The following is a 26,268-nucleotide window of genomic DNA, read 5'->3' as shown; positions in this document are numbered from 1 at the left end:
CACAAAGGATTTGAAATGACCCAACAATTTTCGACACCAACACCAACACTGGCACCCGAAACCAAGAGCACAGGCACGCAGAACGTCGCCGAGGCATTCGACGACTTCATGCATGCCTTTGAAGAGTTCCGTCACAGCAATGACGAGCGTATCAAACAAATCGAAAAAAGCGCCAGCGCCGATGTTCTGACGCATGATAAGGTCGAGCGTATCAATCACGCGCTTGATGAGCAGAAACGTGTCATCGATCACATGCTGCTGAAGAAAGCACGTCCGGCTCTGGAAACGGGGTTTAGTCCCTTGCTTGCACTGGAGCACAAGAACGCCTTCGAGGGTTATATCAGGCGCGGCGACGAGCAGGGTGTGCGTTCGATTGAAGCCAAGGCTCTATCCATCGGCTCTTCACCCGATGGCGGCTACCTTGTGCCGCCGGAGCTGGAGCGCGATATCGGAACGCGGTTGGCGGTGCTGTCGCCCATTCGTGCACTGGCAACTGTACGGCAGGTATCAGGCTCCGTGCTGAAGAAGCCATTTGCGGTCAAAGGCCCGGCGGTTGGCTGGGTTGGCGAAACCGATGCCCGGCCACAGACCGAAGCCTCAAAACTGGCGGAACTTCAGTTTCCCACCATGGAGCTGTACGCCATGCCGGCCGCCTCGTCATCATTGCTGGATGATGCGGCAGTTGACGTGGAACAGTGGATTTCCGCCGAGGTAGAGACCGCGTTCGCCGAGCAGGAGGGGCAGGCTTTCATCAATGGCAACGGCACAACCCAGCCCAAGGGGTTTCTAACCTATGAAAGCATCGCCGACGCGAATTGGAGCTGGGGCAAGCTCGGCAATCTTTCGACTGGCATTGCTGGTGGCTTTTCTGCTTTGGGCGCATCGGACATTCTGTTTGACACGGTCTATACGTTGAAGGCCGGGTATCGGCAGAATGCGAGTTGGGTGATGAACCGCAAGACCCAGGCAGCTGTGCGCAAACTCAAGGACAATGACGGGCACTATCTCTGGTCACCGCCTGCCGCTCCGGGCCAACAGGCATCGCTGCTCGGTTTCCGGCTGAACGAGGCAGAAGGCATGCCCGCCATGACCACAGGCACGGCAGCCATTGCTTTTGGAGATTTTGCCCGTGGTTATCTGGTGGTCGATCGCACAGGTGTTCGCGTCCTGCGCGATCCCTATTCAGCCAAACCCTATGTGCTGTTCTACACAACCAAGCGTGTGGGTGGCGGTGTGCAGGATTTCGATGCGATCAAGCTGCTGAAATTCGCTGCCTAATCCTTAGCGTTGCATGACCGTTGCATGAAAATTGTGCGCCCTTCGACAAGCTCAGGATGAGGGACATGGGTGGCTGCAAAGCCAATTGCAGAGGTTGCAGAACTTGGCTCCCTTTCATCACCCATCTCCCTCATGGTGAGCTTGTCGAACCACGAAGGGCGCACGCTGATCATGCAATCTCTGTCACCTCATTAATTCAGGAAATCCCATGACCATAATTGTAGTGAAGCCACCGGCTGTGGAGCCGGTGGCTCTGGCGGATCTGCGCCAGTTTTTGCGATTGAGCGGAACAGGCGAAGATATGTTGCTCTCCGGTCTGCTAAAGGCAACGCGGGAAACGCTGGAAGCCCAGACGGGGCTTGCCTTGATCAAACAGACCCAGAGGCTTTATGTCGATCAATGGCCAAAAGATGGTCTGGTCAAAATTGACCGCCATCCCGTGCGGTCAATTGTTTGCGTCACGGCTTACGAGCCTGACGGCGTGCCGGTCATTCTCCCTGTCGCTCAAATGCATCTGGAAACAGGTACGCGTCCCGCCCGGCTTCGCCTGCACCGCGAGGACGGTGAGTTGGGCGGACTAGAGATTGATTTCGTCGCAGGGTTTGGGGAAACGGGGCTTGATGTTCCGGATGCGCTCAAGCACGCGCTCATGACGCTGGTTGCCCATTGGTACGAGTTTCGCGGTGCCGTTGGCCCTGCCGATCATCCTGTGTCCCTGACACCGGCATTCGAGCGTGCTGTAAACCTGTGGCGAAGGATATCCCTGTGATGCCGACGCTGTTTATCGATCCGGGTAAACTGGCGCATGAGCTGCAGCTGGAACGTGCCGTTCTTGTCGATGACGATGTGAATGGCAGCGTCGAAGAGTGGCGTGAAATCGCGACACTCTGGGCCCATATCGAACCGGCGGGGGCTGCAACGGTTCTCTTTGGTGAGCAGAGCCTGACAGAAGTTACCCATCGCATCACCATGCGGTCACGCGATGATCTGCAAAGCGGTATGCGCCTGCGCAGGGGTAGCCGCTTCTTCCAGCTTATCACCATTCACGATCCCGATGAAACCGGCCGTTATCTCATCTGCCGGGCACGGGAGGAGGGACTATGAAACTCAGCATGCAGATGACGATCACGGATCTCATCCGGACATTGCGCTGGCGCAAAATAGAGCTGTGTGAAGAGGCAGCAGACGCGTCGCGACCGATCCGGGACGAGCCGAAATCCGGCGGCGAGCGAAAGCCAGAGCGATGACCAGCGCCGGGCTTCAATTGCAAAAAGCACTGCTCAAGTTACTGAAATCCGATATTGCTCTGAATGAAAGGGTACATAGACGCGTCTATGACCATGTGCCGGAGCAGGCTGTGTTTCCCTATATCACCTTAGGGACGACGAGCACCTATGACTGGAGCACGTTTACCGAGCGCGGCAGCGAGCATTTTCTGACGCTGCACATCTGGAATCGCGGCACCGGCAGGAAAACGGTTTTTGAGATCATGGGCAGACTGGACAGCTTGGCCGTATTGCCCGCGTTCAAGCTGGAAGGGCATAGACTTGTCAGTTTCACCCTCGAACAATCGCAGACTTTTTCCGCCGAAAGCCACGGCGGTTATGCAGGTATCATGCGGTACCGCGCGATGACCGAAGAGCTTTAACCCGGATAAATCGAGTGAAACAAGGCACCCATTGAGGTGCCTTTTTGCATTAAAGGAAGTTCAAAAATGGGTGCTCAGAGAGGCAAGGATATCTTGCTCAAAGTGCAGGATTCGGGCGGTAAATTCGTCACCTGTGCGGGGCTGCGGTCCAACCGCATCGCCTTCAACACGGAAACTGTTGACGTTACTGACGCGGATGCAGCGGGACGCTGGCGTGAGTTGCTGGGTGGCAGCGGTGTGCAACGCGCTTCGATCAGTGGTTCGGGGCTGTTCAAGGATGCGCAGTCCGATGCGGTGATCCGGCGAACATTCTTCGCGGGCAATATCCTGACATGGCAGATCATCCTCCCGGATTTTGGTGCCTTGCAGGGGCCGTTCCAGATCACGGCGCTGGAATATTCAGGCAAGCACGATTCCGAAGTCACCTTTGACATCGCGCTGGAGTCAGCCGGTCTGATCAGTTTCACGGAGATTGTCTGATGGCGAACCGGCATCGCGGTGAAATCAATGCGACCTTGGATGGACGCGAATGGACGCTGTGTCTGACACTTGGTGCGCTGGCGGAACTGGAAGGCGCTTTTGCCGCAAGCGATATGGGCGCTTTGCTCAAGCGCTTTTCAAGTAGTCCGCTTTCCGCACGGGATGCCGCCAAAATCATTGCGGCAGGGTTGAAAGGTGGCGGCAACAGCCTATCGCTGGAAGAGGTCGAGCAGATGCGAGCCGAGGGTGGTGCGACAGGTTTTGCGCGTATCGTCAGTCAATTGCTGGCGGCGACATTCGGTGAATCAAAACCGGAGCAATCCACCGCAAACCCTTGAATGCCGCAGCAGATTCCCCGGCTGCTTTTCCATGGGCGACCATCATGGCAGCAGGATTTGGGCTGCTGCGGCTTTCCACACGCGATTTCTGGGCAATGACACCACGGGAAATCTGTTCGGCATTCGGGCCGCCCCCAAGGGACGGCGGTCCCACGCGTCCCGTTCTTGAGCTGATGATGCAACAATTTCCCGATGGGCCAACTATGAATGAGGAACAGGAATGACCGAGAACACGACGGTGCAGATTGATGCCGATACGTCAGGTTTCGAAAAGGCCTTGTCGGACTTGCAGGTCCATTCCGATCAGTTCGGTCGCGCTCTATCCGGATCTCTGAAAAGTGCCGCGCTGAGCGGCAAGGATCTGGGGGATGTACTGCGTCAGCTAGGCAAGAGCATGCTGGACATGGCTTTGACGGAGGGTATGAAACCTCTTCAGGGGTTGGGTTCATCCATGTTCTCAGACCTGCTCGGGGCGCTGGGCGGCGCAAAGCCCTTTGCCAAGGGCGGCGTGGTTTCCGGACCAACCTATTTTGGAGCAGGCGGATCGCTGGGACTGATGGGCGAGGCCGGTGCAGAGGCTGTCATGCCATTGACCCGCGGTGCTGATGGCAGGCTGGGCGTTGCCGCGCAAGGCGGTGCCTCGCCCATGCAGGTGGTCATGCATGTGAACACACCGGATGCCAATTCCTTCCGCAAATCCGAAGCGCAACTGACCGGCATGCTGGCACGAGCCGTGCGTCGCGGCGCACGCACTTTGTAGGATCAATGAGATGCAGGCATTTCATGATATCCGGTTTCCGCTCGGCGTATCCTTTGGCGCGACGGGTGGTCCGGAATGGAAGAATGAAATCGTGTCGCTGACCTCAGGGCACGAACAGCGCAATGCGCGCTGGGCCGCCTCGCGCCACCACTACGATGCGGGAACGGGCGTGCGGTCGCTGATCGATCTGGAAACGGTACTTACATTCTTTGAAGCGCGGCGCGGTTCGCTGCATGCGTTCCGGTTTCGTGATCCGTTTGATCATCAGTCCTGCGCGGCGGGAAAGCCGATTGCCGCTACGGATCAGGCGCTGGGGCAAGGCGATGGAAAGCAAGCGATATTCCAGCTAAGAAAACACTATGGCGATCATATCCGCCTGATCACCAAGCCGCAGGTGAGCTCGGTACGGGTTGCGGTCGCAGGCGTCGAGAAGCGGGAACCCACCGACTTTGTTGTCGATGTCTTGACGGGACGGATCGTGTTTCAGCCGGGACGATTACCGCCTGCCGGGTCTGTTGTGACCGCAGGCTTCGCCTTTGATGTTCCCGTTCGTTTCGATGCGGACAGGCTGACCATCAGCATCAAATCCTTTCAGGCGGGTGAAATCCCGACTATTCCCATCATCGAGGTAAAGGCATGAACCGCCTTCCTGCCGCGCTTGAATCACATCTTTCGGCGGATGTGACAACCCATTGTTTTTGCTGGGTTATCCGTCGGGCGGATGGCATTATCCACGGTTTCACCGATCATGATCAGGTGCTCACGATAGATGGCGTTGCCTGCGAGCCGCAAACCGGCCTGACCGCCAGCGAAGCAACAAGTGCTTTGGGATTGGCCGTGGACAGCGCCGAGGTTGAAGGTGCCCTGTCGTCGCTCAGTATCACCGAACGAGATGTGGAGGCTGGCGCCTTCGACAATGCAAGCGTTGAAACATTTCTGGTCAATTGGACTGCTCCGGATCAGCGCATATTGTTGCGGCGATCAAGGATAGGCACAGTCACCCGGTCGGGCAGTCATTTTGTTGCGGAACTAAAAAGCAGTGCTGTCGATCTGGACAAGGTGAAGGGGCGGCGGATAACGCGGCTCTGCGATGCGCAACTTGGGGATGCACGCTGCGGCTATCGGGGCGGTGCGCAGAAAGGAACCATTGTTCGTGTGATATCGGACAGAGCATTGGTTGTCAGCGGATTGCACGCACATGATGTGAACTGGTTTTGCAACGGCTTGCTGACCTGGCAATCTGGCCGCTCCACGGTGGTGATCGGACATCAACAGTCAGCGGAAGGCATACGGCTCGACCTGCGCGATGGCCCGGTTCCTGATATGCAAACCGGTGACGCATTCTCACTGTTGCCGGGCTGCGACAAGAGCTTTGCCACCTGCAAGGCCAAGTTTGCCAATGCAGTGAATTTCCGCGGCTTCCCGCATCTCCCCGGCAATGACGCCGCCTACAACTATGCTGACGGTACAGGTAATTTTGACGGCGGAGCGCTGGTGTCATGACCATTGCTGATGAAGTGGTCGCCGAGGCACGGCGCTGGATAGGCACGCCTTACCGGCATGGCGGTTCCACATGGCAGGTGGGCTGCGATTGTCTGGGGTTGGTGCGTGGTATCTGGCGCGCGCTCTATTGCTGCGAGCCGGAACGGGTTCCTGTCTATTCCGCCGACTGGGCGGAGGCCGGGCAGGGTGATCCGCTCATTCAGGCGGCCAGCCGGCATATGCGCATCAAGACTAGTGGTGAGATGGCGGAGGGCGACCTTATCATCTTCCGCTGGCGCGATGGGGTGGCAGCCAAGCACCTCGGCATTGTCACCGGCGCGGATCGTTTTATCCATGCCTATGAGGGGCACCGGGTCATGCAATCCGCTCTCGTGTCGCAATGGCGCAACCGCGTTGCGGCAGTGTTCGCCTTTCCCGATCACCAATAGGATTCATCCGAATGGCAACGCTTATTCTTCAGGGGATCGGTGCATATATCGGCGGGGCGCTGCTTTCGGCGGGCGGCTATCTGATCGACCGTGCCCTTTCCAGTACCAAGCATGTCGAGGGCGCACGATTATCATCGATGCGGCCTATGACCGCCGAGGAAGGCGCCGCGCTGCCAAAAGTCTATGGCTCCGTGCGGCTGGCAGGCACTCTCATCTGGGCGACGCGTTTTGAAGAGGTGAAATCCAGGCATAGAAGCGGCGCCAAGGGCGGGCCGAAGGTGACGAACTATTCCTATGTTGCCAATTTTGCCATTGCCCTTGCGGAAGGGGAAATCAGCTTTGTCAGGCGTATCTGGGCCGATGGAAAGGAAGTGGACCAGAGCGCGATTAATATGCGTGTCTACAAGGGCACGGTATCGCAACTGCCCGATCCGCTCATCGAAGCCAAGCAGGGAACGGGCAATGCGCCCGCCTATCGCAACACCGCCTATGTGGTTTTCGAGCGCTTTCCGCTTGAAGTCCATGGCAACCGTATTCCGCAGTTTCAGTTTGAAGTGGTGCGTGCCGTCGGTGCGCTGGCACAGAACCTGAAGGCAGTCGCGCTTATTCCGGGAGCCACAGCGTTCGGTCTGTCACCTTCACTCGTCACCAACGAGCCAACACATGGTGAAACACACGGTCTGAACCGCAATTGCCTGCAGGGTGCGACTGACTGGCAGGCTTCATTGGATGAACTCCAATCGCTTTGTCCGAACCTTGAGCATGTGGCCATTGTTGTGCCGTGGTTCGGCACGGACCTGCGTGCGGCGCGCCGCACCATCCGGCCGGGTGTGATGGACAGGGAAGGCTATGGCGAGAGCGAGGAATGGCGGGCTGGCGATATCAAGCGCAACGAAGCGCATCTGCTTTCGCGCATTGGTGATAGCGCCGCCTATGGCGGTACGCCGTCGGACCGCAGCGTCGTCGAGGCAATCCGTTCCGCCAAGGCGAAGGGGCTGAAGGTCACGCTCTATCCCTTTGTCATGCTTGACATCAAGGCTGACAATAGCCTGCCCGATCCCTATGGCGGGGCAAGGCAGGCGGCCTATCCGTGGCGGGGTCGCATCACCTGTCATCCGGCGCCCTATCATCAGGGTAGCAGCAACGGCACAGCGGCTGCTGCGCGGGAAGTCGCCGCATTTTTGGGTACAGTCGACACCGGCGCGTTCCGGGTGAAGGGCGAGAATGTCGGCTATCACGGCAAGGCTAATGACTGGGGCTACCGGCGGTTCATCCTGCATCTGGCCCATCTTGCCGTTTGCGCCGGGGGTGTCGACGCTTTTTTGCTGGGCTCAGAGCTGTGTGGCTTGACGATCATCAGGGATGAGGCAGACCACTTTCCCTTTGTCTCAGGGCTTTGTGCCTTGGCTGCTGATATACGCACGGTACTTGGCAGCACCTGCACCCTAACCTATGGCGCTGACTGGAGCGAGTATTTCGGCCACCATCCGCAGGACGGGTCCGGGGATGTCTATTTCCATCTTGATCCGCTCTGGGCACATCCGGCCATCGGGGCTGTTGGCATCGACAATTACATGCCGCTCAGCGACTGGCGCGACGAGGATTACAGTATTCCGGGGCCGGATGGTTTTACGGGTCCCTGTGATCTCGGCGCATTGCGGGGCCAGATCGCGGGCGGCGAGGGTTTTGACTGGTACTACGCGTCGGATGTGGATCGAACGTCGCGCCGCCGCACACCCATCACGGATGGTTCCGGCAAGCCGTGGATCTATCGCTATAAGGACATAGCGGGCTGGTGGAACAACGCTCATTTCAACCGCAAGGCTGGCATCGAGAGCGCCAAGCCAACCGAATGGCGGCCAATGGGAAAACCATTATGGTTCACCGAAATTGGCTGCCCCGCAGTCGATAAAGGGCCAAACCAGCCCAATGTCTTTCCCGATGCCAAGTCGTCAGAGGGTGCATTTCCCTATTTCTCCGATCGCGGGCGCAGCGACCTTGCACAGAACCGCTTTTTGCGCGCGCATCTTGAATATTGGCGCAGCCATGGCGGGGCAATGCTGGATACAAGCCGTATCTACGTCTGGGCTTGGGATACAAGGCCGTTTCCCGCATTTCCGCTCAACCGCAAACTCTGGTCTGATGGCGATCACTGGATGACAGGGCATTGGCTGAACGGCAGGCTGTCGGGTGTCGCACTTGATGAACTGATCGGTGCGGTTCTTGCCGATTTCGGCGTCACACAGGTGGATGCTGAAGGGGCGGATGGTTTTGTCAGCGGTTTCATCGTTGAAGAACCGACCAGCGCACGGGCCGTTCTTGAACCACTGCTGGCGGTTTTCGGTGTCAATGCCTTCGAAGAGGGGGCGACGCTGGTTTTCCAGAGCGCATCGCGGATGCATATGCAAACGCCGTTGATTGATGAATTTGTCGAACCGGAGCATGCGGGACCGGTCAGCCGGAAACTGCACGAAATAATGGAGCAGCCTGCGCGGATCGAAATCAGCTATCGCGATCCGATGCTGGACTATCAGGCAGCAATGGCATCGGCGGAGCGGCTGGACGGCAAGGGAACGGAAAACATGGCCCTTCCCGGTATGCTTGATACGGGCCAAGCGAAATCTCTTGCAGAAAACTGGATGCAGGCCCGCCGGGCGGCGCGGCGTACCGCGAATTTCGAACTGCCATGGAAATATGCGGCGCTCAAAGCGGGTGACCGTATCCGGCTTGATACCACTGCGCCGGTAAAGGACTACATCATTACGTCAATCGAAGATGGGGCAACGCGGCGGATCGAGGCGAAGGGGTTGCCCCGGCATGTCAGCTATCCGAACAAGGCGCCATTGCCAGCTTCGACCGAAGCGGGATCATCGGCGGTGTTTGGGCGTCCCAGCTTCCATCTATGCGATTTGCCGATGTGGCCGGGCGCAGAAAATCCCGTTGATCAGTTGCGCGTTGCTGCCTTTGCCCGGCCATGGACGGGCGCCAGTGTTTACGCTTCCCCGGAGGATACCGGCTTTGAGCCACGGGCGGTGGTAGTAGACCGTGCAGTGATGGGTAGGCTGGTGGACATTCTGCCAGGCGGTGTCAGTGGCCGCTTACTGAACAATGCCAGCCTTGAGGTCGAACTTCACTTTGGCGAATTGCGATCCACCACATTGCCGCAACTGTTCAACGGAGCAAATTCGGCACTGCTCGCAGCGCCGGATGGACACTGGGAAATCCTGCAATTCCTCAATGCACAGGAAGTTCAGCCGGACAGATGGCGATTGGCGGGGCTCTTGCGCGGGCAATGTGGAACAGAGCGGGAGGCTCTTCAATCAACAGAAAAAGGTGCGGTGTTCATTCTCCTGGATGGAGCCGTATTACCAGCCGGATTGAAGGCACGCGAAACCGGTTTGGCTCTGCATTGGCGTGTTGGTGCATCAGGGCAGGATTTGTCAGACCGGTATTTTAGCACGGTAACGGCATCCGGTGGCATCAGGGCGCTGGAACCGCTCGAACCCGTCCACATCAGGAGCAGGCTGCGCGACAATGGTGACCTGCATATTTCTTGGATTCGCCGTGGTCGGATTGATGCGGATAGCTGGCTGGCGATGGATATCCCCTTGGGCGAAGAGCAGGAAATTTATCGGATTGAAATACGCAACAGCGGCAAATTGATCCGGTCTGTCGAGGTCAGGCAACCGGAGTGGACCTATCCAGCGGCAGAACGTCTGTCTGATTTTGCCAGTCTTTCGGTGCCTGTCGATTTTCGTGTGGCCATGATTTCCGGCACCGTTGGCACAGGCAGATTCGCCCGGACGATTTTAAGTTTATAGATAAAAACCCTTTAGAATCAAACTGTTTCAGAAAGGAATTGATTATGACCAATGAAAAACCCTGGTATTTGTCGAAGACCATCTGGGCCTCGATTGTCACTGTTGTCTTGTCCTGTTCGAGCTTCTTCAATGTCTCGCTCGACCATGACGTCGAGGCTCATCTTGCCGATACGATCATGCAGTTTCTGACCGCGCTCAGCGGAATCGCCGCATTTTTTGGTCGATTGAGTGCAACGACGCTCATTTCACGTAAAGAAATATGATGTTAAAAGACGTGACCTGTGGCACCAATGGTTCGTGCCACGTCCAACTGTTCATGCATCGTTCAGACAGCAATTGATAATAATGACGCCATGATGAAAAACACACGTTTCTCTTTGCCCCTAGCGGCCCTGATTTCAGCATCCGGCGTGTTCCATGCCGGGGCGGTTCCGATTGCGCCTGATGCATCGCAGAACAGTGCGTTGCTTCAGCTGGCTGCAGCTGACTGTTCTGCGGTCGGCCAGCAGGTGGCGGAGTCACAGGGTGGAACCCTTGCCCGCGCCACGTCCCAGACGCAGAATGGTCGCGAGGTTTGCGTGATCGTGGTCCTCATTCCCGGCAAGGACGGTGAACGTCCACGCCGTGTCGAGGTTGCGGTGCCAGCAAACTGAACCGGATGTTGCCTGATCCGTTTTTCAGCTTATCCGGCAGGGGAAAGTGCGCATGAGAATACTCATCGTTGAAGATGATCGTGATCTGAATCGTCAGCTTGTCGAAGCGACGACCGAAGCTGGCTATGTGGTCGATCATGCATTTGATGGCGAAGAGGGGCATTTCCTCGGCGATACGGAACCCTATGATGCGGTGATTCTCGATATTGGCCTGCCGCAGATGGACGGGCTGACGGTGCTCGAAAAATGGCGCCGTGACGGTCGCATCATGCCGGTATTACTGCTCACTGCGCGTGACCGCTGGAGCGATAAGGTTGCCGGGATTGATGCCGGTGCCGATGATTATGTGGCCAAGCCTTTTCATATCGAGGAGGTGCTGGCGCGTCTGCGTGCCTTGATTCGCCGCGCGGCGGGCCATGCGTCATCGGAAATAAGCTGTGGGCCGCTGCGGCTCGATACCAAGACGTCAAAAGCCACCGTCAGCGGCACAACGCTGAAGCTGACCTCACACGAATTCCGCCTGCTATCCTACCTCATGCACCATATGGACGAGGTCGTTTCACGCACGGAACTGGTGGAGCATCTTTATGATCAGGATTTCGACCGCGATTCGAACACGATCGAAGTCTTTGTCGGACGTTTGCGCAAGAAAATGGGCATCGATCTGATCGAAACGATCCGCGGCATGGGCTACCGCATCAAATCGCAGGACAGCAAAGCCTGAGTGGCGGGAGCAGGGCAAACGCGTGAATATACGATTTACCCGTTATCTTCCCAATTTCCGTTCGCTTTCCCTGCGCGTTATCCTCTTTTCGACGCTCTGGACCATTGTTTCCTTCGTTGCCATCGCCACGATCATCTCGGCACTCTATGGCGAAGCACGCCAGCACAGCTTTCAGCAGCTGCTCTCCGCGCATCTGTTCAGTGTTATCGCCTCGGTGAGTGTCAATGACGGTACGCTGGTCGGGCGACCTGATCCGGGCGAAGTGCGCTATTCCAGCCCATTTTCCGGCTGGTATTGGTCTGTTGACCCCGTTGCGGACAACCTGAAGGGATCGCTGCGCTCGATCTCGCTCGGCGGTAAAACCGTCGATTCGCCATCAACCCTGATGGTTCCTTTCGATACATCGTTCCAGCGCTCCTACACGGAACCGGGCCTCAAGGGCGAAGAACTTTCCATTGTCGAGACGGAAGTTGTGCTGGATGCGGAAAACCGCGTCGCACGGTTTCGCGTCATGGGCAATTTGAGCGAACTGGAAGGGGAGATCGCCGATTTCCGCAACACGCTTTACTTCTATCTCGGCTTTTTCGGTGTGGGCGGAACGCTCATCAATGCGGCGGTGATCCTGTTCGGCCTGCGTCCGCTGGATCGTGTGCGTCAGTCGCTTGCCGATATCCGGGAGGGCAAGGTATCTCGCCTCGACGAGGATCTGCCCATCGAGATCGCACCGCTGGCGCGGGAAATGAATGCACTGATCGAAAACAACCGCCGTATTATGGATCGTTCGCGCACGCAGGTCGGTAATCTTGCTCATTCCCTGAAAACACCACTGTCGGTTCTTGCCAATGAAAGCCGCACGATTGGTGGGGCAAAGGGCAAGATTGTTGCCGAACAAAGTGCCGCCATGCAGGTGCAGATCCAGCACTATCTGCAACGGGCCCGAGTGGCGGCACAACGCGACAGCGTGGTTTTCCGCGCGCCTGTGACGCCTATTCTCGCCCGTTTGGTGCGCGTTACCGCCAAGCTCAATCCGGGTATGGATCTGAGTTTTGTCAATGAGATGCCTGACGCCGTCTTTGCCGGCGAACAGGAAGATCTTGAGGAAATTGTCGGCAATCTTCTGGAAAATGCCGGTAAATGGGGGCGTAGTGCAATTCGGCTCGTCCTGTCAGTGGCCAATCCGGAGACGATGGAAAACGCCTTTGACATCAGCGTTGAGGACGATGGTCCGGGTCTGGCGCCGGGGCAGATCAAGGATGCGCTGACACGCGGCAAGCGCCTTGATGAAAGCAAACCGGGAACCGGGCTTGGCCTGTCCATTGTCCACGATACGGTGCGCGAATATGGCGGTGCTTTGCGTCTCGAGCGAAGTGAAGCACTTGGCGGTCTGTGTGCACGCATTGTACTTCCGGTGGCCGGAGACTGAATCGAGCTTGCAACTATGCGTCCAATCAGGTCATAAGTAATTGCTAGCTATTGCCTATATGACAAGGCCCCGTAAAAACGGACCCATGATGAAATCCCAGATTGCTCTTTCGCTTATTACTGTTCTTCTTCTGTCTGCCTGTTCGACCACGTCAGGTCCCAAGGCTGGCGGTGGCACATTCGCCCGCCTGACCGGCAAATCATCTGAACCCGCCACATCGGATGTACTGGCCGCTCTGGGCAGAGGATTGATCGGCAACGCGTCGCTTGAACCTGCTGACCGTAAACGCGCATTGCAGGCGGAATATCAGGCGCTGGAATATTCCCCTGCGGGCAAGGCAATCGAGTGGAAAAACAGCGCGGGAAGCCGCAGTGGTGAAGTGGTTGCGGCGCAGCCCTATCAGGTCGGTTCGCAGAACTGCCGACAATACACTCATACGATCCGCATCGATGGAACGCCGCAGACAGCGCGCGGAACAGCCTGCCGCAATGAGGACGGCAGCTGGACACCCCTCAACTAAGTCTTAGCCTGATCATTCAATCGCTTTGCGGCGAATTGCCCTATCTGCGAAATCCATTTGGATTTTGCAGCGCTTGGAGACTATGTCTCAGCTCATGATTTTCTGGATTTCCGCTGCACTCTTGACCATTGTCGCAACGCTTGTCGTGCTCTTACCGCTCACGCGACGCGTCAAGACAAGCGTCTCGGACGATACATATGATGTCGAAGTGTACCGCGATCAGTTGCGGGAACTGGAGGCGGACGAAAAGCGCGGCCTCATCGATGCGGTAAGCGCCGAACAGGCGCGTGCAGAAATAAGCCGGCGTTTGTTGAAATCCGCCGCTGCAGCGGAAGCTGACAAATCAGTTTTCCGTCCACAAAAGAGCGCGACCCGCGAGTGGGCAACACTTGCAACAGTATTGGCCATTCCGCTGATTTCCTGGAGTATTTATGCCAAGACGGGTTCACCTGATCTGCCCGCGCAGCCTCTGGCTGAACGTCTCGCACGCCCGGCGGATCAGGCAACACCTGCCGAGCTGATCGCCCGCGCAGAAGCACATCTCACGCTCAATCCTGACGATGGTCAGGGCTGGGAAGTGCTGGCACCCATCTATCTGCGCACCGGCCGTCCGGCTGATGCGGTAACCGCATATCGCAATGTCATACGGTTGAACGGAGACAGTGGTCCCCGGCAGATTGGTCTTGGCGAAGCCTTGTCTGCGGTTGCCGGGGGCACAATGACGCCGGAAGCCGAAGCCAGTTTCAACCGTGCGCTGGCTATCAATCCCGGCGATATGCGCCCGCAATTCTTCATCATCAATGGCTGGATGCAGCAGGGCAAACTCGTGGAATCCCGTGATTTGATCCGCAAATTGCTGGCTGATGCACCAAGTGATGTGCCGTGGCGTGACGAAGCGCAGGCGGCGTTGACACGTCTCGACAAGGAAATCGCCGGCGACGCACCCGATGTCAGCGATATTGACAGAGCGACCGGCCCGGACGCATCGCAGGTGGAAGCCGCCGCGTCCATGAATGTGCAGGACCGGGCGGCGATGATCGAGGGCATGGTGGCCAGTCTTGCCGAAAAGCTCAAGCAGTCGCCCGATGATGTGGAAGGGTGGGAAAAGCTCGTCCGTTCCTACGTAGTTCTTAACCGGCCCAATGATGCGCTGGAAGCTCTGGCCAATGCTCGCAAAGTGTTGAGCGGTGATAAGCTTGCGCGCCTTGACGCTGTCGCAGATGATCTCGGACTGGCGGAGCAACCGGGTGACTCCGTGCCGGAGAAAAAGCGATGACACGCAAGCAGAAACGGCTTTCGGTGATTGGCGGCGCCCTGGTGGTGCTGGCCTGTGCTGCCGGACTGGTGCTGTTTGCGCTTCAACAACGCATCGCGTTTTTCCGTATGCCATCCGACATTGCCGCTACCGATCTGCAATCGGAATCGCGCTTCCGGCTGGGTGGACTGGTTGAAAAGGGCAGCGTGGTGCGCGGTGAGGGAACAAAGATCACCTTTGCTGTCACTGATCATATCAAAAGCGTTCCCGTAACCTATGATGGAATTCTGCCCGATCTTTTCCGTGAGGATCAGGGTGTGGTCATTGAAGGCAAGTTTGCCCCCGGTGGTGCTTTTACGGCTGATAGCGTTCTTGCCAAGCACGATGAAAACTATATGCCGAAGGAAGTTGCCGACAGTCTGAAGGCCAAGGGTGTGTGGCAAGGGGAGAACAAGCAGCAATGACGGAGCTCGGACATTTCGCTTTGGTTCTGGCGCTTGCCCTGTCCATTATACAGGCTGTCGTGCCGGTCTGGGGCGCACGGCGCAATGACGACCGCATGATGGCCGTTGCGGTACCGGCTGCCTTCACCGTCTTTGCGCTGATTGCGCTGGCCTTTGTGGCCTTGACCTCTGCCTATGTCGCTTCGGACTTTTCGCTGCAGAATGTCTGGGAAAACTCCCATTCGCAAAAACCACTGCTTTATAAAATCACCGGTGTCTGGGGCAACCACGAAGGCTCTATGCTGCTGTGGGTACTGATACTCGCATTCTTCAGCGCGCTGGTTGCCTTCTTCGGTAACAATCTGCCGCCGTCTCTCAAAGCCAATGTGCTTGGCGTGCAGGCATGGATCGGCTCCGCCTTCCTGCTCTTCATCGTTGCCACATCCAATCCCTTCACCCGCATCACACCTGCGCCGATTGAGGGACAGGATCTCAACCCGATCCTGCAGGACATTGGCCTCGCGATCCATCCGCCGCTGCTTTATCTCGGCTATGTCGGCTTTTCAGTGTGTTTCTCCTTCGCCGTTGCAGCGCTCATCGATGGGCGAATTGATGCGGCGTGGGCGCGCTGGGTACGTCCGTGGACGCTGACGGCGTGGATGTTCCTGACCGGCGGCATCGCCATGGGCTCCTACTGGGCTTATTATGAACTTGGCTGGGGTGGCTGGTGGTTCTGGGACCCGGTTGAAAATGCCTCTTTCATGCCATGGCTGGCCGGAACGGCACTGCTGCACTCGGCATTGGTGATGGAAAAGCGCTCGGCGCTGAAAATCTGGACAGTACTGCTGGCTATCCTGACCTTCTCCCTGTCGCTGCTCGGTACATTTCTGGTGCGCTCGGGCGTGCTCACCTCGGTCCATACATTCGCGACCGATCCGGGGCGCGGTCTTTTCATTCTCGCCATTCTCGTGTTCTTCATCGGCGGATCGCTGGCGCTGTTTGCCCGGCGTGCGCAGACCCTTGCGCCCGGCGGCCTGTTCCAGCCGATCTCACGCGAAGGCGCGCTGGTGTTCAACAATCTTTTCCTGACGACGGCGGCTGCGACCGTGCTGATCGGCACACTCTATCCGCTGTTGCTTGAAACGTTGACGGGCGAAAAGATTTCCGTCGGTGCCCCGTTCTTCAATATGACCTTCGGCCCGTTGATGATCCCGCTCTTGGCCGCCGTGCCGTTTGGACCATTGCTGGCGTGGAAGCGCGGTGATATCCTCGGCGTTGCCCAGCGCCTGATGATGGCGTTCTTCGTTGCGCTGCTTGTCGTGGCCGTGGTTCTCTACAAGACATCAGGCACAGCTATTTTCTCCGCATTCGGCATTGGGCTCGCCTTCTGGCTGATGCTTGGCGCATTGACCGACCTTTCCCTGAAAGCCGGTATCGGCAAGGCTCCGTTCGCCGTCATGCTGCGCCGTCTGACCGGGTTGCCGAAATCCGTATTCGGTACGGCATTCGCGCATTTCGGCCTTGGTGTAACCCTGCTTGGTATTGTCTCTGTCTCGACCTTTGCCACGGAAGACGTGACAGTGATGAAGCCGGGCGAAACATTGCGTGTTGCCAGCTATACCCTGCGCTTTGACCGCATTGATCCGGTCAAGGATTCGAATTTCACCGAAGATCAGGGCAAGTTCACCATTCTCGATGGTGCAGCGCGCGAAGTTGATACGCTGATGTCGTCAAAACGTTTCTATCCCGTGCGCAAGATGCAGACGACGGAAGCGGGTATCAAGACGTTCCTGTTCAGCCAGCTTTACGTGTCGCTCGGTGATGCCACCAAGGATGGCGGCATTGTCGTGCGCGTCTGGTGGAAGCCCTATGTGACACTGATCTGGCTCGGTGCGCTGGTCATGATGGCAGGCGGTGCCATGTCGCTGGCAGACCGGCGGTTGCGGGTCGGTGCGCCGGGCAAGGCCAAAGCCGCAAAGACGGGCCGGGCGAAAGGTGCCATGGCATGAGGCGCGTATCTGCAGTCTTTTTTGTGCTGCTGACCGCCCTTTGTCTCGGCGCAACGGCTGCACAGGCGGTTTCGCCCGACGAAGTACTGCCCAATCCGGCACTGGAGACCCGGGCACGCACCATTTCCACCGAACTGCGCTGCATGGTGTGCCAGAACCAGTCGATTGACGATTCCAATGCTGATCTTGCCAAGGATTTACGGGTTCTGGTGCGCGAGCGGCTGACGGCGGGCGATAGCGACGAGCAGGTGCTGGATTTCATCGTTGCCCGTTATGGTGAATTCGTTCTTTTAAAGCCGCGGCTGATGCTGAGTACAATCCTGCTCTGGGGATTTCCCATCGCCGCTCTGGTGGCAGGCGCCATCGCGATTGGCGTTTCGATTCTACGCCGTCGTCGTTCACCTGTCGAAACCACCCCGCTATCGGATAGCGAAAAGAAGCAGCTGAAGAAGCTTCTGGCTGCTCCCAACGACTAGAACTATTTGCCGGATGCCTTGAGTATCGATTCCATATTCTGTGTGTGAACAGGTTCATATGGTGCGTAATAGGTCAGTATATCCGAACGAAAATCTTCCGCGATGAAGGTAAGCAAATCCTCATTTGCCAGCTCCGGCTCGTCGCGCAGGCGCATAAGCTTGCTCACATAGCGTTCCGTTGCGGCGATCAGTTCTGGCCCATAGCCACCGGCAATAATCACATTTTCCGCACCATGATTGGGTAGAATTTTTTCGATACCCCAGGTCGATATGCGCTCCAGATCAAGCAAATGGTTTTCCAGCCGCTCCGGTTCGGCCACATAGGTGATTGGTTCTTCCAGCGTATCACCTGCAAACAGCAGCTTGAGGTGCGGCAGGATCATCACGGTGCCGTCATGGCTGTGAATATCCACATGACGCAATTGCACCTCGATCTCTCCGATCTTCAGATCGCGCCGGTCTTTGAAGATACTGTTTGGCATGACAAGCGGCCGGACAGGTGGTGTGCGATTCTCCAATGTATTCTTGTTATCGCTGAGCGCCTTTGCCGTCAGGTCATTGGCAATGATTTCGCAATCGGCAAAAACCGCGTTCCCTGCCACATGATCCACATGCCAGTGGCTGAGCACGACGCGGATGTGGCGGACACCGGCCTGATCAAGCGTGTCGCGGATCAGCGCGGCATGGGCGTTGGAAATACTGGTGTCGTAAACAAGCGCTTCCTCGCCAGAAACGAGGGCATAGGAGCAGACGCCGAGTGCATAGGCCCCATCGTCAAGCCAATTTGGCTCTGTGGAGTAGGCGCGAACGCCGTCCAATCTGCCATCGTAAAATGCGTAGACACCCTCATAGGGCTGGTGAACCCGCATTGTGGAACCGAGCGGCGGCATGGATGCCATATGAACTATCTCCCAGTGAGCAACGAATCGTAGCGCCAAAGAATTATCTTACAAATTTGTCATGTTGCGGAAATGGCGGCGTAACGTTCTTATCTGTATCACTGTTGGTTATTAAGCGGTCGGATTTCCGATCGGGCGTCCAAGGAGAAAATTTTATGTCTAAGAATCGTACGTCCTCCACTTACCGCAAGGGCATTGCTGCCGCGCTGCTCGCCTCGGCGCTCGCCGGGGGACTGCTGGCAACCGGCCCGCTTGCAGCCATTGCGCCAGCGCAGGCTGAAGCGGTGCGTGTTGATGGTGCGCAGCAGCCCGGCTTTGCCGATGTTGTTGAAAAGGTCAGCCCCGCCGTCGTCAGCGTTCGCGTCAAGAGCGCAGTTCAGCAGACATCCGATGATGGTTCGGGCATTCCGGGCTTTGATCAGCTCCCTGACGATCATCCGCTCAAGCGCTTCTTCCGTGATTTCGGTGGCCCGAACGGGCAGGGTGGAATGCAGCAACGCAAGGGCGGTCCGCGCGACCACCAGAATCGACCAGATCGCGTACGTCCGACAGCCCAGGGTTCCGGCTTCTTCATTTCTGAAGATGGCTATCTCGTCACCAATGATCACGTCGTGGAAGACGGCAGCGCTTATACCGTCGTCCTCAACGATGGCACGGAACTTGATGCCAAGCTGATTGGCAAGGACAAGCGTACCGATCTCGCGGTGCTTAAGGTCGATGACAAGCGCAAGTTCACCTATGTATCCTTCGGCGATGATAACAAGATGCGCGTTGGCCAGTGGGTCGTTGCCGTCGGCAATCCGTTTGGTCTCGGCGGTACAGTGACAGCCGGTATTATTTCGGCCCGTGGCCGCGATATTGGTGCAGGCCCCTATGACGATTTCCTGCAGATCGATGCAGCCGTCAACAAGGGCAATTCCGGTGGTCCTGCTTTCAACCTGAACGGTGAAGTCGTCGGTATTAATACCGCGATTTACTCGCCATCCGGTGGCAGCGTCGGTATCGCTTTCGCCATTCCGTCAACGACAGCCAAACTTGTCGTCGATCAGTTGATCAAAACAGGTACCGTGTCCCGTGGCTGGATCGGCGTGCAGATACAGCCTGTCAGCAAGGAAATCGCTGAATCGCTCGGCCTTTCCGAGGAAAAGGGTGCGCTGGTTGCCGAGCCGCAGTCCGATGGACCCGCCGCGAAGGCCGGTATCCAGTCTGGCGACGTCATCACCGCTGTGAATGGCGAGACGGTTTCCGACCCGCGTGATCTGGCCAAGAAGATCGCTGCGATCAATCCGGGCCAGAGTGCCGAGCTGAGCGTCTGGCGCAAGGGCGAGGCCAAGGCCGTCAAGGTATCGATCAATTCGATGCCGGGCGATGAAAAGCAGGCATCCAAGAGCGACAACACTGGCAAAACACAGGATCAGGCTTCAGTATTGGATGATTATGGCTTGACCGTAGTTCCATCCGATGATGGCAAGGGCGTTGTCGTTACCGATGTTGATCGCTCCGGCGATGCGGCCGACAAGGGCATCACAACCGGTGATATCATCGTCTCGGTCAACAACAAGCCTGTTAAGAGTGGCTCTGACATCGATGCGGCTATCGTTGAAGCATCAAAGAGTGGCCGCAAGGCAGTCCTGTTGCAGGTCCAGACCAACGACCAGTCGCGGTTCGTGGCTCTGCCCATCAATCAGGGCTAAGGCCGACACCAACGAAAACGGGCAGCGGATATTTCCTATCTGCTGCCCGCCTGCCATCCGGAGCATCATTCATATGGTGCTTACCTCTGTCTCGAAACCGGCTTAGTATAAACGCCATGAAGATTCTCGTTATTGAAGATGACCGCGAAGCGGCCCGTTATCTGGAGAAGGCTTTTGCCGAGGCTGGCCATTCGGCTGATGTCGCCGGTGATGGCGAAACTGGTTACACGCTGGCGGAGCAGGGCAGCTATGACGCCCTGATTGTCGATCGCATGTTGCCGCGCCGTGACGGTCTTTCCGTTGTCGCCGCACTGCGTGCTCAAGGCATTGATACGCCCGCCCTTATCCTTTCTGCGCTGGGTCAGGTGGATGACCGGGTAACCGGCCTGCGCGCTGGCGGCGATGATTATCTCACCAAACCCTATGCTTTCTCCGAACTTCTGGCGCGGGTTGAAGTCCTGCAACGTCGGTCCAGCCCGAAAGAAGCGGAAACTGTCTACCGGGTTGGTGATCTGGAGCTTGACCGCCTGTCACACACCGCCAAGCGGGCTGGGCAGGGCATTATCCTGCAACCACGCGAATTCCGTTTGCTCGAATATCTGATGCGCCATTCCGGTCAGGTCGTTACCCGCACCATGTTGCTTGAGCATGTCTGGGATTATCACTTCGACCCCCAGACCAATGTGATCGATGTGCATGTCTCGCGCCTGCGCGGCAAGATCGAGAAGGGTTTTGAAACGCCTCTGCTGCACACGGTGCGCGGCGCTGGCTATATGCTCAAGGCTGGCGGAATCGATGCATGAGCCGCTTTCTTGCCATGATGAAAATGACAGCCGTCCGGCTGTCGGCGCTCTACCTGCTTCTTTTTACTGTCTGTGCCATTGTTCTGGTTTTTTATATGACCAGCCTTTCGGTCAATCTTCTTACGTCCCAGACGGAAGCCGCCGTTAACGAGGAAATCGAAAGCGTCGGCCAATCCTATCAACGTGCAGGCATAGCCGGGCTCGTCCGCTCCATCGACCGTCGCAGCCGGCAGCCGGGAGCTTATCTCTATCTCGTGACCGACCCCGCTGGCCGGATCGTCGCTGGCAATGTGCAGAGCATCGAGCCGGGCGTGTTGCAGACGGATGGCTGGATAAAGCGTCCGATTGCCTATGAGCGCTACGGCGAGAACAATGACCCGCAGGCGCATACGGCCATTGCGCGGATCATTGTCATGCCCAATGGTATTCGCGTCATGGTTGGCCGCGATCTGGGCGAGCCGGAAAAGATACGGCTTGTGGTCCGCCGCTCGCTGGGTGCGGCGCTTGGGATTATGGGTATCGGCGCATTTCTCATCTGGTTTTTTGTTGGCCGCCGCGCTTTGCACCGGATCGATGAGGTTTCCGTCGCCTCGCAGCGCATCATGGGCGGTGATCTTGCCGGACGTCTGCCGGTCAGCGGCTCCGGCGATGAGTTTGATCGCCTCGCTGCCAATCTGAACGGCATGCTGGCCCGCATTCAGGAACTGAACGAGGGCGTGCGCCACGTCTCTGACAATATCGCCCATGATCTGAAAACGCCGCTGACGCGCATGCACAACCGGGCGGAATCTGCGCTCGCCAATGCCAAGACCACCAAAGCCTACCGCGCAGCGCTGGACGGTATGATTGCCGACTCCGATCAGCTTATCCGCACGTTCAACGCCATTTTGATGATCTCGCGGCTTGAATCAGGATACTCGTCGGAGACAATGGAACTCCTGCCGCTGTCGACAGTGGTGCAGGATGTTTACGAGCTATATGAACCGACGGCGGAGGAAGAAGGTATCGCCTTCACGCTTGGGGCCGAGGACGCAACGCCAGTGCGGATCAACCGCGAACTGGTGGGCCAGACCATCTCCAATCTCGTCGATAATGCCATTAAATATGCCGGTGGCGGTGAAAAGCCGGTGGAAGTTTCCCTTGCTGTGGAAAAGCAGGATCACACGGTCCGCGTCATTGTCACGGACAATGGCCCGGGCATCCCGCCTGATCAGGTGGATCGGGCAACGGAGCGTTTTGTCCGTCTTGAGGAAAGCCGTTCGCAACCGGGGTCAGGACTGGGTCTCAGTCTTGCCAAGGCGGTGATGAAATTGCACGGTGGCACTCTGGAATTGCAAGACAATGCTCCGGGGCTGCGTGCTGTGCTCGCTTTCCCGGTGGGGGAGGAGACTAAATGAATGAAGATGCGGCTTTTTTTGCCCGCGATCTGCGCTCGCTGACACCGCTCGACAAGAAAACAGCAGCTGCCTTTCTCGGCGAACTCATCGAGAGTGCTGTCGAGAAAGAATGTCCTGTTACAGCTGATGTGAAGAACAATGCGAAAGCCGCCGGTTTTCTCTCCGCAGTTCTCGATCTCTCGCCTTATCTGCGCAATGTGCTGATCCGCCGTCCGGCTATTCTGGAGCCCCTGTTTGCCATGCCGTTGGCCAAGCGTCTGGAAGCGTTGATGCGGGATGTGGCGGCGAGCTCGGAAAGCGAGAATATTACTGAAACCGGCATCATGGCCGTTTTGCGCCAGTTGAAGCTGGAAGGGCACGTCCTGATTGCTCTTGGTGATCTCTCCGGTGTGTTCAACACGGCGGACACAACCCGCTGGCTGTCGCAACTGGCAGAAGAAAGTGTCCGCGCTGCGGTGCGGTTCCTGCTGCGTGACGCGCATGAATCCGGGAAGCTTAAACTCCCCGACCCAGAACATCCGGAAAAACAATCCGGCTGGATTATCCTTGCCATGGGGAAGTTCGGCGCATTCGAGTTGAACTATTCCTCCGATATCGATCTCATTGTCTTTATTGACGAACACAGCCCAGCCATTCCCGACCCTTACGAATGTGTCGAGACCTTCTCGCGGCTGACGCGCCGTCTGGTGCGTATCCTGCAGGACCGCACGGCGGACGGTTATGTCTTCCGCACCGATTTGCGCCTGCGCCCGGACCCCGGTTCCACTCCGCTGGCGATCCCGGTTGGTGCCGCCCTTAATTACTATGAGGGGCGCGGCCAGAACTGGGAGCGTGCCGCCATGATCAAGGCGCGGCCCGTCGCCGGTGATATTGCAGCGGGTAAACAGGTGCTGGCCGAACTTGCGCCTTATGTCTGGCGCAAATATCTCGATTATGCGGCGATTGCCGACGTGCACTCGATCAAACGGCAAATCCACGCCCATAAGGGGCACGGCGAAATTGCCGTGCGCGGTCATAACGTCAAACTCGGGCGCGGTGGCATTCGCGAAATTGAGTTCTTCGTGCAGACACAGCAGTTGATCGCTGGTGGACGGTTTCCGCAACTGCGCGGCTCGCGCACGGTTGACATGCTGGCCGCGCTCACCGGCCTTGGCTGGATCAGCGAAGAGGCGCGCGACACACTGGTCGAAAAATACGGCTTTCTGCGCGATGTGGAACACCGCATCCAGATGATCGCCGACGAACAGACCCACATGCTGCCTGAAGATGACGAGAATTTCCTGCGCGTCGCGCATATGATGGGCTATCGCGATGGTGACACCTTCGCCACGGATTTCCGGCAATCGCTGAAAACAGTCGAGACGCATTATGCGGCGCTGTTCGAACAGGGGCAGGATTTGGCGGGTGAGGCCGGAAATCTTGTCTTTACCGGCGATGTGGATGATCCCGATACGCTGGAGACCCTCGCAAAATTCGGTTTCGAGCGGCCAAGCGACATTTGCCGGGTGATCCGTACGTGGCATTTCGGCCGCTATCGCGCAACGCAATCGGCGGAATCGCGTGAACGTCTGACTGAACTGACGCCGGTGCTGCTCAAAGCCTTCGGAGCGACAAGCCGGGCTGACGAAGCCCTGATGCGTTTTGATGAGATGATCAAGGGCCTGCCTGCGGGCATCCAGCTTTTCAGCCTGTTGCAGTCCAATCCGCGCCTGCTCGACCTGCTTGTGTTGATCATGGGCGCCGCGCCACGTCTTGCCGATATCATCACCCGCAAGCCGCATGTTTTCGATGGCATGCTGGACCCGGCGATTTTCGCCGATATTCCCACCCGTGCCTATCTGGCGGAACGCTTGGAAAACTTTCTCGGACCAGCCAAGGTCTATGAGGATATTCTCGACCGCCTGCGGATTTTTGCAGCGGAGCATCGTTTTCTCATCGGGATCAGGCTTCTGACCGGCGCTATTGATGGTATCAGGGCAGGCAAGGCTTTTTCCGATCTTGCCGATCTGGTCATCGACCGGGCATTGCAGGCGGTGATCGATGAATTCGCCAGCAAGCACGGCGTGGTATCAGGCGGACGTATCGCCATTCTTGGCATGGGTAAGCTCGGCAGCCGCGAACTAACTGCTGGTTCCGACATTGATCTCATTCTCCTTTATGATCACGACACGGATGCGGAAGAGTCCAATGGTGAAAAGCAGCTGGCGCCCTCGCAATATTACATGCGGTTGACCCAGCGCCTGATTGCGGCGCTCTCTGCACCAACGGCGGAAGGTGTGCTTTACGAGGTGGATTTCCGTCTGCGCCCATCGGGTAATAAAGGACCGGTGGCGACCCATATCGACTCTTTCCGTAAGTATCAGCGCACGGAAGCTTGGACATGGGAACATATGGCGCTGACCCGTGCCCGGCCGGTGGCGGGCGACAATGCCTTTTTCGGCGAGATCCAGACAGAAATCGCTGAAATCCTCGCTCTGCCACGCGATCCGGCGAAGATCGCCAAAGATGTGGCTGAAATGCGTGCTTTGCTGGAAACGGAAAAGCCACCACGCGATAGCTGGGACATGAAACTGGTTCCCGGCGGCATTATCGATCTGGAATTCATTGCCCAGTTCGCGGTGCTGACAGGCAATGTCGACGGGTCAATCATTGCCCATTCCACGGCGGAAGTTTTGACCAAACTGAAGACAGGTTTTGCAGAGCCCGTTGTAACTGATGAGCTGGTAGCCGCTGCCAATCTTTATACGGAGCTGACCCAGATTATCCGCCTTTGCCTCAACAGCGATACAAGGCGCGAGGATTTTCCGCCCGGCCTTGGCGATTTACTCTGCCGCGCCTGCGATCTGCCAGACCTTGCCCGCGTCGAAACCCATCTGGAAGACACGGCAAAGTCCGTTCGCAAGACGTTCAATGCGGTGTTGCGGAGTGCGCAGAAGAAAAGCTGATTGAGAAATATCTGCTTGAACTGATATAGGTTGTAACCTATATTCGGCCATGAGTTGGACAGTTCTTGAGCATCCCGAGTTTTCGAGAGAACAGAAAGACCTTGATCCAGACGTTGCAGACAAGCTGGATGAAGTGCTTGTTGCGCTTGGGAAAGTAGGCCCGAATCTGGGTCGTCCGCTTGTTGATACGCTTCATGGTTCGAAACACACGAACATGAAAGAAATCCGTTTTGCACTCAAAGGCGCCTGGCGTTTCGCTTTTGCTTTTGACCCGGAACGGCAGGCGGTGATCCTGATCGGCGGCAATAAAGAAGGCATCAGTCAAAAACGGTTCTACAAACTTCTCATCAAGGAGGCGGATAAGCGCTTTGACGAGTGGCTGGAAGCAGAGGAATAGGGCAATGGCAAAATTCAGGAAATCGGAATTTCGACCGGTAATGGAGCGCATCGCCACTCTTTCGGAAGACCGTCAGAAAAAGATTCAGGCGGGTGCATCCGCAATCATCGAGGCGATGCACCTCGCAGAAGTCCGCAAAGCGCTCGATGTGACGCAAAATGATCTTGCGCAGGCGACGGGGTTACAGCAGGGAGAAATCTCCCGTATCGAAAACCATACGGAAAATGTGCAACTGAAAACGCTTGAGAAATATGTGCTTGGACTTGGCGGCACATTCAAGATTGTCGCTGATTTCCCCGATGGTACCCATGCGGAAATACCGCTTCGTTCAGGCAAGCCAGTAAAATCGCGCGTAAAAATCGAAACGCACTGAA

At 57.1% G+C, this 26,268-nt stretch carries 29 protein-coding genes; 28 read left to right on the top strand and 1 reads right to left on the bottom strand.

Translation table 11 applies throughout. The features are described from left to right. Positions 1 to 15 precede the first annotated feature (15 nt). The 22 genes from BLU05_RS12820 to BLU05_RS12720 all read left to right on the top strand — a co-directional run bounded on the left by BLU05_RS12820 (position 16) and on the right by BLU05_RS12720 (position 17,759). Positions 16 to 1,278, top strand: a complete 1,263-nt coding sequence (locus BLU05_RS12820; RefSeq protein ID WP_091880575.1) for a phage major capsid protein — start codon at positions 16 to 18, stop codon at positions 1,276 to 1,278. Positions 1,279 to 1,486: 208 nt separating this feature from the next. Beyond that, positions 1,487 to 2,047, top strand: a complete 561-nt coding sequence (locus BLU05_RS12815; RefSeq protein WP_091880573.1) for a head-tail connector protein — start codon at positions 1,487 to 1,489, stop codon at positions 2,045 to 2,047. After that, positions 2,044 to 2,382: a phage head closure protein gene (locus BLU05_RS12810; RefSeq protein WP_091880571.1), complete on the top strand. Its 339-nt coding sequence runs from the start codon at positions 2,044 to 2,046 to the stop codon at positions 2,380 to 2,382. Before BLU05_RS12815 ends, BLU05_RS12810 begins: the two co-directional genes overlap by 4 nt. Next, positions 2,379 to 2,525, top strand: coding sequence for a hypothetical protein (locus BLU05_RS26195; protein ID WP_175540591.1), 147 nt, complete (start codon positions 2,379 to 2,381; stop codon positions 2,523 to 2,525). Before BLU05_RS12810 ends, BLU05_RS26195 begins: the two co-directional genes overlap by 4 nt. Next, the gene (locus tag BLU05_RS12805; RefSeq protein WP_091880569.1) at positions 2,522 to 2,926 is read left to right on the top strand and encodes a DUF3168 domain-containing protein; all 405 of its coding nucleotides are present in this window, start codon (positions 2,522 to 2,524) and stop codon (positions 2,924 to 2,926) included. The genes BLU05_RS26195 and BLU05_RS12805 overlap by 4 nt, the downstream gene beginning before the upstream one ends. 66 nt (positions 2,927 to 2,992) lie before the next feature. Continuing rightward, complete coding sequence (locus BLU05_RS12800; protein WP_091880568.1) at positions 2,993 to 3,406, top strand: phage major tail protein, TP901-1 family; 414 nt, start codon at positions 2,993 to 2,995, stop codon at positions 3,404 to 3,406. Beyond that, entirely contained in the window at positions 3,406 to 3,744 is a 339-nt protein-coding gene (locus BLU05_RS12795; RefSeq protein WP_091880566.1) for a gene transfer agent family protein, read from the top strand. Before BLU05_RS12800 ends, BLU05_RS12795 begins: the two co-directional genes overlap by 1 nt. Next, a complete protein-coding gene (locus BLU05_RS12790) occupies positions 3,741 to 3,968 on the top strand; it encodes a phage tail assembly chaperone (RefSeq protein ID WP_091880565.1) in 228 nt (75 codons plus the stop codon). Before BLU05_RS12795 ends, BLU05_RS12790 begins: the two co-directional genes overlap by 4 nt. Further along, entirely contained in the window at positions 3,965 to 4,504 is a 540-nt protein-coding gene (locus BLU05_RS12785; protein WP_091880563.1) for a phage tail tape measure protein, read from the top strand. Before BLU05_RS12790 ends, BLU05_RS12785 begins: the two co-directional genes overlap by 4 nt. Positions 4,505 to 4,514: 10 nt before the next feature. Next, positions 4,515 to 5,144 (top strand): DUF2460 domain-containing protein, encoded by a 630-nt coding sequence (locus tag BLU05_RS12780; RefSeq protein ID WP_091880562.1) that lies wholly within the window; start codon positions 4,515 to 4,517, stop codon positions 5,142 to 5,144. Beyond that, positions 5,141 to 6,007 carry a DUF2163 domain-containing protein gene (locus tag BLU05_RS12775; RefSeq protein ID WP_091880560.1) on the top strand — a complete coding sequence of 289 codons (867 nt, stop codon included), beginning with the start codon at positions 5,141 to 5,143 and terminating at the stop codon, positions 6,005 to 6,007. Before BLU05_RS12780 ends, BLU05_RS12775 begins: the two co-directional genes overlap by 4 nt. Then, positions 6,004 to 6,435 carry an NlpC/P60 family protein gene (locus tag BLU05_RS12770; RefSeq protein ID WP_091880559.1) on the top strand — a complete coding sequence of 144 codons (432 nt, stop codon included), beginning with the start codon at positions 6,004 to 6,006 and terminating at the stop codon, positions 6,433 to 6,435. Before BLU05_RS12775 ends, BLU05_RS12770 begins: the two co-directional genes overlap by 4 nt. Positions 6,436 to 6,446: 11 nt before the next feature. Then, positions 6,447 to 10,256 carry a baseplate multidomain protein megatron gene (locus BLU05_RS12765; RefSeq protein ID WP_091880557.1) on the top strand — a complete coding sequence of 1,270 codons (3,810 nt, stop codon included), beginning with the start codon at positions 6,447 to 6,449 and terminating at the stop codon, positions 10,254 to 10,256. A 44-nt stretch (positions 10,257 to 10,300) separates the two neighbouring features. After that, positions 10,301 to 10,519, top strand: a complete 219-nt coding sequence (locus tag BLU05_RS12760; protein ID WP_091880556.1) for a hypothetical protein — start codon at positions 10,301 to 10,303, stop codon at positions 10,517 to 10,519. 90 nt (positions 10,520 to 10,609) lie between these two features. Further along, a complete protein-coding gene (locus BLU05_RS12755) occupies positions 10,610 to 10,909 on the top strand; it encodes a hypothetical protein (RefSeq protein ID WP_091880554.1) in 300 nt (99 codons plus the stop codon). A gap of 52 nt (positions 10,910 to 10,961) precedes the next feature. Then, positions 10,962 to 11,633, top strand: coding sequence for a response regulator transcription factor (locus BLU05_RS12750; protein WP_091880553.1), 672 nt, complete (start codon positions 10,962 to 10,964; stop codon positions 11,631 to 11,633). Positions 11,634 to 11,736: 103 nt separating this feature from the next. Continuing rightward, a complete protein-coding gene (locus tag BLU05_RS12745; RefSeq protein WP_175540614.1) occupies positions 11,737 to 13,056 on the top strand; it encodes an ATP-binding protein in 1,320 nt (439 codons plus the stop codon). Between the two features lie 88 nt (positions 13,057 to 13,144). Next, complete coding sequence (locus BLU05_RS12740) at positions 13,145 to 13,576, top strand: hypothetical protein (protein WP_091881143.1); 432 nt, start codon at positions 13,145 to 13,147, stop codon at positions 13,574 to 13,576. 82 nt (positions 13,577 to 13,658) lie between these two features. After that, positions 13,659 to 14,852, top strand: coding sequence for a c-type cytochrome biogenesis protein CcmI (gene ccmI / locus BLU05_RS12735; RefSeq protein ID WP_244518328.1), 1,194 nt, complete (start codon positions 13,659 to 13,661; stop codon positions 14,850 to 14,852). Further along, the gene (ccmE, locus tag BLU05_RS12730) at positions 14,849 to 15,295 is read left to right on the top strand and encodes a cytochrome c maturation protein CcmE (RefSeq protein ID WP_091880549.1); all 447 of its coding nucleotides are present in this window, start codon (positions 14,849 to 14,851) and stop codon (positions 15,293 to 15,295) included. The genes ccmI and ccmE overlap by 4 nt, the downstream gene beginning before the upstream one ends. Next, entirely contained in the window at positions 15,292 to 17,283 is a 1,992-nt protein-coding gene (locus BLU05_RS12725) for a heme lyase CcmF/NrfE family subunit (RefSeq protein ID WP_091880548.1), read from the top strand. The genes ccmE and BLU05_RS12725 overlap by 4 nt, the downstream gene beginning before the upstream one ends. Further along, on the top strand, positions 17,280 to 17,759 hold the full coding sequence (locus tag BLU05_RS12720; protein WP_091880547.1) for a cytochrome c-type biogenesis protein: 480 nt from the start codon (positions 17,280 to 17,282) through the stop codon (positions 17,757 to 17,759). Before BLU05_RS12725 ends, BLU05_RS12720 begins: the two co-directional genes overlap by 4 nt. Before the next feature lie 2 nt (positions 17,760 to 17,761). On the opposite strand, the gene BLU05_RS12715 is transcribed toward BLU05_RS12720, so the two are convergent. Then, a complete protein-coding gene (locus BLU05_RS12715; protein ID WP_091880545.1) occupies positions 17,762 to 18,658 on the bottom strand; it encodes an MBL fold metallo-hydrolase in 897 nt (298 codons plus the stop codon). A 155-nt stretch (positions 18,659 to 18,813) separates the two neighbouring features. On the opposite strand from BLU05_RS12715, the gene BLU05_RS12710 reads away from it, so the two are divergent. From BLU05_RS12710 to BLU05_RS12685, 6 genes are all read left to right on the top strand, one after another. Beyond that, the gene (locus BLU05_RS12710) at positions 18,814 to 20,352 is read left to right on the top strand and encodes a Do family serine endopeptidase (protein ID WP_091880544.1); all 1,539 of its coding nucleotides are present in this window, start codon (positions 18,814 to 18,816) and stop codon (positions 20,350 to 20,352) included. Positions 20,353 to 20,468: 116 nt separating this feature from the next. Then, on the top strand, positions 20,469 to 21,155 hold the full coding sequence (locus BLU05_RS12705; protein ID WP_091880542.1) for a response regulator transcription factor: 687 nt from the start codon (positions 20,469 to 20,471) through the stop codon (positions 21,153 to 21,155). Continuing rightward, the gene (locus BLU05_RS12700) at positions 21,152 to 22,552 is read left to right on the top strand and encodes a sensor histidine kinase (protein ID WP_091880541.1); all 1,401 of its coding nucleotides are present in this window, start codon (positions 21,152 to 21,154) and stop codon (positions 22,550 to 22,552) included. The genes BLU05_RS12705 and BLU05_RS12700 overlap by 4 nt, the downstream gene beginning before the upstream one ends. Next, positions 22,549 to 25,497: a bifunctional [glutamine synthetase] adenylyltransferase/[glutamine synthetase]-adenylyl-L-tyrosine phosphorylase gene (locus BLU05_RS12695; protein ID WP_091880539.1), complete on the top strand. Its 2,949-nt coding sequence runs from the start codon at positions 22,549 to 22,551 to the stop codon at positions 25,495 to 25,497. Before BLU05_RS12700 ends, BLU05_RS12695 begins: the two co-directional genes overlap by 4 nt. 49 nt (positions 25,498 to 25,546) lie before the next feature. Further along, on the top strand, positions 25,547 to 25,894 hold the full coding sequence (locus BLU05_RS12690) for a type II toxin-antitoxin system RelE/ParE family toxin (protein WP_091880537.1): 348 nt from the start codon (positions 25,547 to 25,549) through the stop codon (positions 25,892 to 25,894). A 4-nt stretch (positions 25,895 to 25,898) separates the two neighbouring features. Next, on the top strand, positions 25,899 to 26,267 hold the full coding sequence (locus tag BLU05_RS12685) for a helix-turn-helix domain-containing protein (RefSeq protein ID WP_091880536.1): 369 nt from the start codon (positions 25,899 to 25,901) through the stop codon (positions 26,265 to 26,267). The last annotated feature ends 1 nt before the right edge of the window (position 26,268 follow it).

The sequence above is a fragment of the Phyllobacterium sp. OV277 genome (assembly GCF_900104355.1).
Taxonomy (GTDB): Bacteria; Pseudomonadota; Alphaproteobacteria; order Rhizobiales; family Rhizobiaceae; genus Phyllobacterium.
This window is presented reverse-complemented; position numbering and strand designations above follow the sequence as displayed.

Bases quoted from the DNA above. Each gene is read 5' to 3' on its own strand.
- BLU05_RS12685 (WP_091880536.1), top strand. From the start codon at position 25,899: ATGGCAAAATTCAGGAAATCGGAATTTCGACCGGTAATGGAGCGCATC.
- BLU05_RS12795 (WP_091880566.1), top strand. From the start codon at position 3,406: ATGGCGAACCGGCATCGCGGTGAAATCAATGCGACCTTGGATGGACGC.
- BLU05_RS12800 (WP_091880568.1), top strand. From the start codon at position 2,993: ATGGGTGCTCAGAGAGGCAAGGATATCTTGCTCAAAGTGCAGGATTCG.
- BLU05_RS12720 (WP_091880547.1), top strand. From the start codon at position 17,280: ATGAGGCGCGTATCTGCAGTCTTTTTTGTGCTGCTGACCGCCCTTTGT.
- BLU05_RS12820 (WP_091880575.1), top strand. From the start codon at position 16: ATGACCCAACAATTTTCGACACCAACACCAACACTGGCACCCGAAACC.
- BLU05_RS12695 (WP_091880539.1), top strand. From the start codon at position 22,549: ATGAATGAAGATGCGGCTTTTTTTGCCCGCGATCTGCGCTCGCTGACA.
- BLU05_RS12710 (WP_091880544.1), top strand. From the start codon at position 18,814: ATGTCTAAGAATCGTACGTCCTCCACTTACCGCAAGGGCATTGCTGCC.
- BLU05_RS12750 (WP_091880553.1), top strand. From the start codon at position 10,962: ATGAGAATACTCATCGTTGAAGATGATCGTGATCTGAATCGTCAGCTT.
- BLU05_RS12775 (WP_091880560.1), top strand. From the start codon at position 5,141: ATGAACCGCCTTCCTGCCGCGCTTGAATCACATCTTTCGGCGGATGTG.
- ccmI (WP_244518328.1), top strand. From the start codon at position 13,659: ATGTCTCAGCTCATGATTTTCTGGATTTCCGCTGCACTCTTGACCATT.
- BLU05_RS12760 (WP_091880556.1), top strand. From the start codon at position 10,301: ATGACCAATGAAAAACCCTGGTATTTGTCGAAGACCATCTGGGCCTCG.
- BLU05_RS26195 (WP_175540591.1), top strand. From the start codon at position 2,379: ATGAAACTCAGCATGCAGATGACGATCACGGATCTCATCCGGACATTG.
- BLU05_RS12765 (WP_091880557.1), top strand. From the start codon at position 6,447: ATGGCAACGCTTATTCTTCAGGGGATCGGTGCATATATCGGCGGGGCG.
- BLU05_RS12725 (WP_091880548.1), top strand. From the start codon at position 15,292: ATGACGGAGCTCGGACATTTCGCTTTGGTTCTGGCGCTTGCCCTGTCC.
- BLU05_RS12805 (WP_091880569.1), top strand. From the start codon at position 2,522: ATGACCAGCGCCGGGCTTCAATTGCAAAAAGCACTGCTCAAGTTACTG.
- BLU05_RS12780 (WP_091880562.1), top strand. From the start codon at position 4,515: ATGCAGGCATTTCATGATATCCGGTTTCCGCTCGGCGTATCCTTTGGC.
- BLU05_RS12770 (WP_091880559.1), top strand. From the start codon at position 6,004: ATGACCATTGCTGATGAAGTGGTCGCCGAGGCACGGCGCTGGATAGGC.
- BLU05_RS12690 (WP_091880537.1), top strand. From the start codon at position 25,547: ATGAGTTGGACAGTTCTTGAGCATCCCGAGTTTTCGAGAGAACAGAAA.
- BLU05_RS12785 (WP_091880563.1), top strand. From the start codon at position 3,965: ATGACCGAGAACACGACGGTGCAGATTGATGCCGATACGTCAGGTTTC.
- BLU05_RS12700 (WP_091880541.1), top strand. From the start codon at position 21,152: ATGAGCCGCTTTCTTGCCATGATGAAAATGACAGCCGTCCGGCTGTCG.
- BLU05_RS12755 (WP_091880554.1), top strand. From the start codon at position 10,610: ATGATGAAAAACACACGTTTCTCTTTGCCCCTAGCGGCCCTGATTTCA.
- BLU05_RS12740 (WP_091881143.1), top strand. From the start codon at position 13,145: ATGAAATCCCAGATTGCTCTTTCGCTTATTACTGTTCTTCTTCTGTCT.
- BLU05_RS12715 (WP_091880545.1), bottom strand. From the start codon at position 18,658: ATGGCATCCATGCCGCCGCTCGGTTCCACAATGCGGGTTCACCAGCCC.
- ccmE (WP_091880549.1), top strand. From the start codon at position 14,849: ATGACACGCAAGCAGAAACGGCTTTCGGTGATTGGCGGCGCCCTGGTG.
- BLU05_RS12815 (WP_091880573.1), top strand. From the start codon at position 1,487: ATGACCATAATTGTAGTGAAGCCACCGGCTGTGGAGCCGGTGGCTCTG.
- BLU05_RS12705 (WP_091880542.1), top strand. From the start codon at position 20,469: ATGAAGATTCTCGTTATTGAAGATGACCGCGAAGCGGCCCGTTATCTG.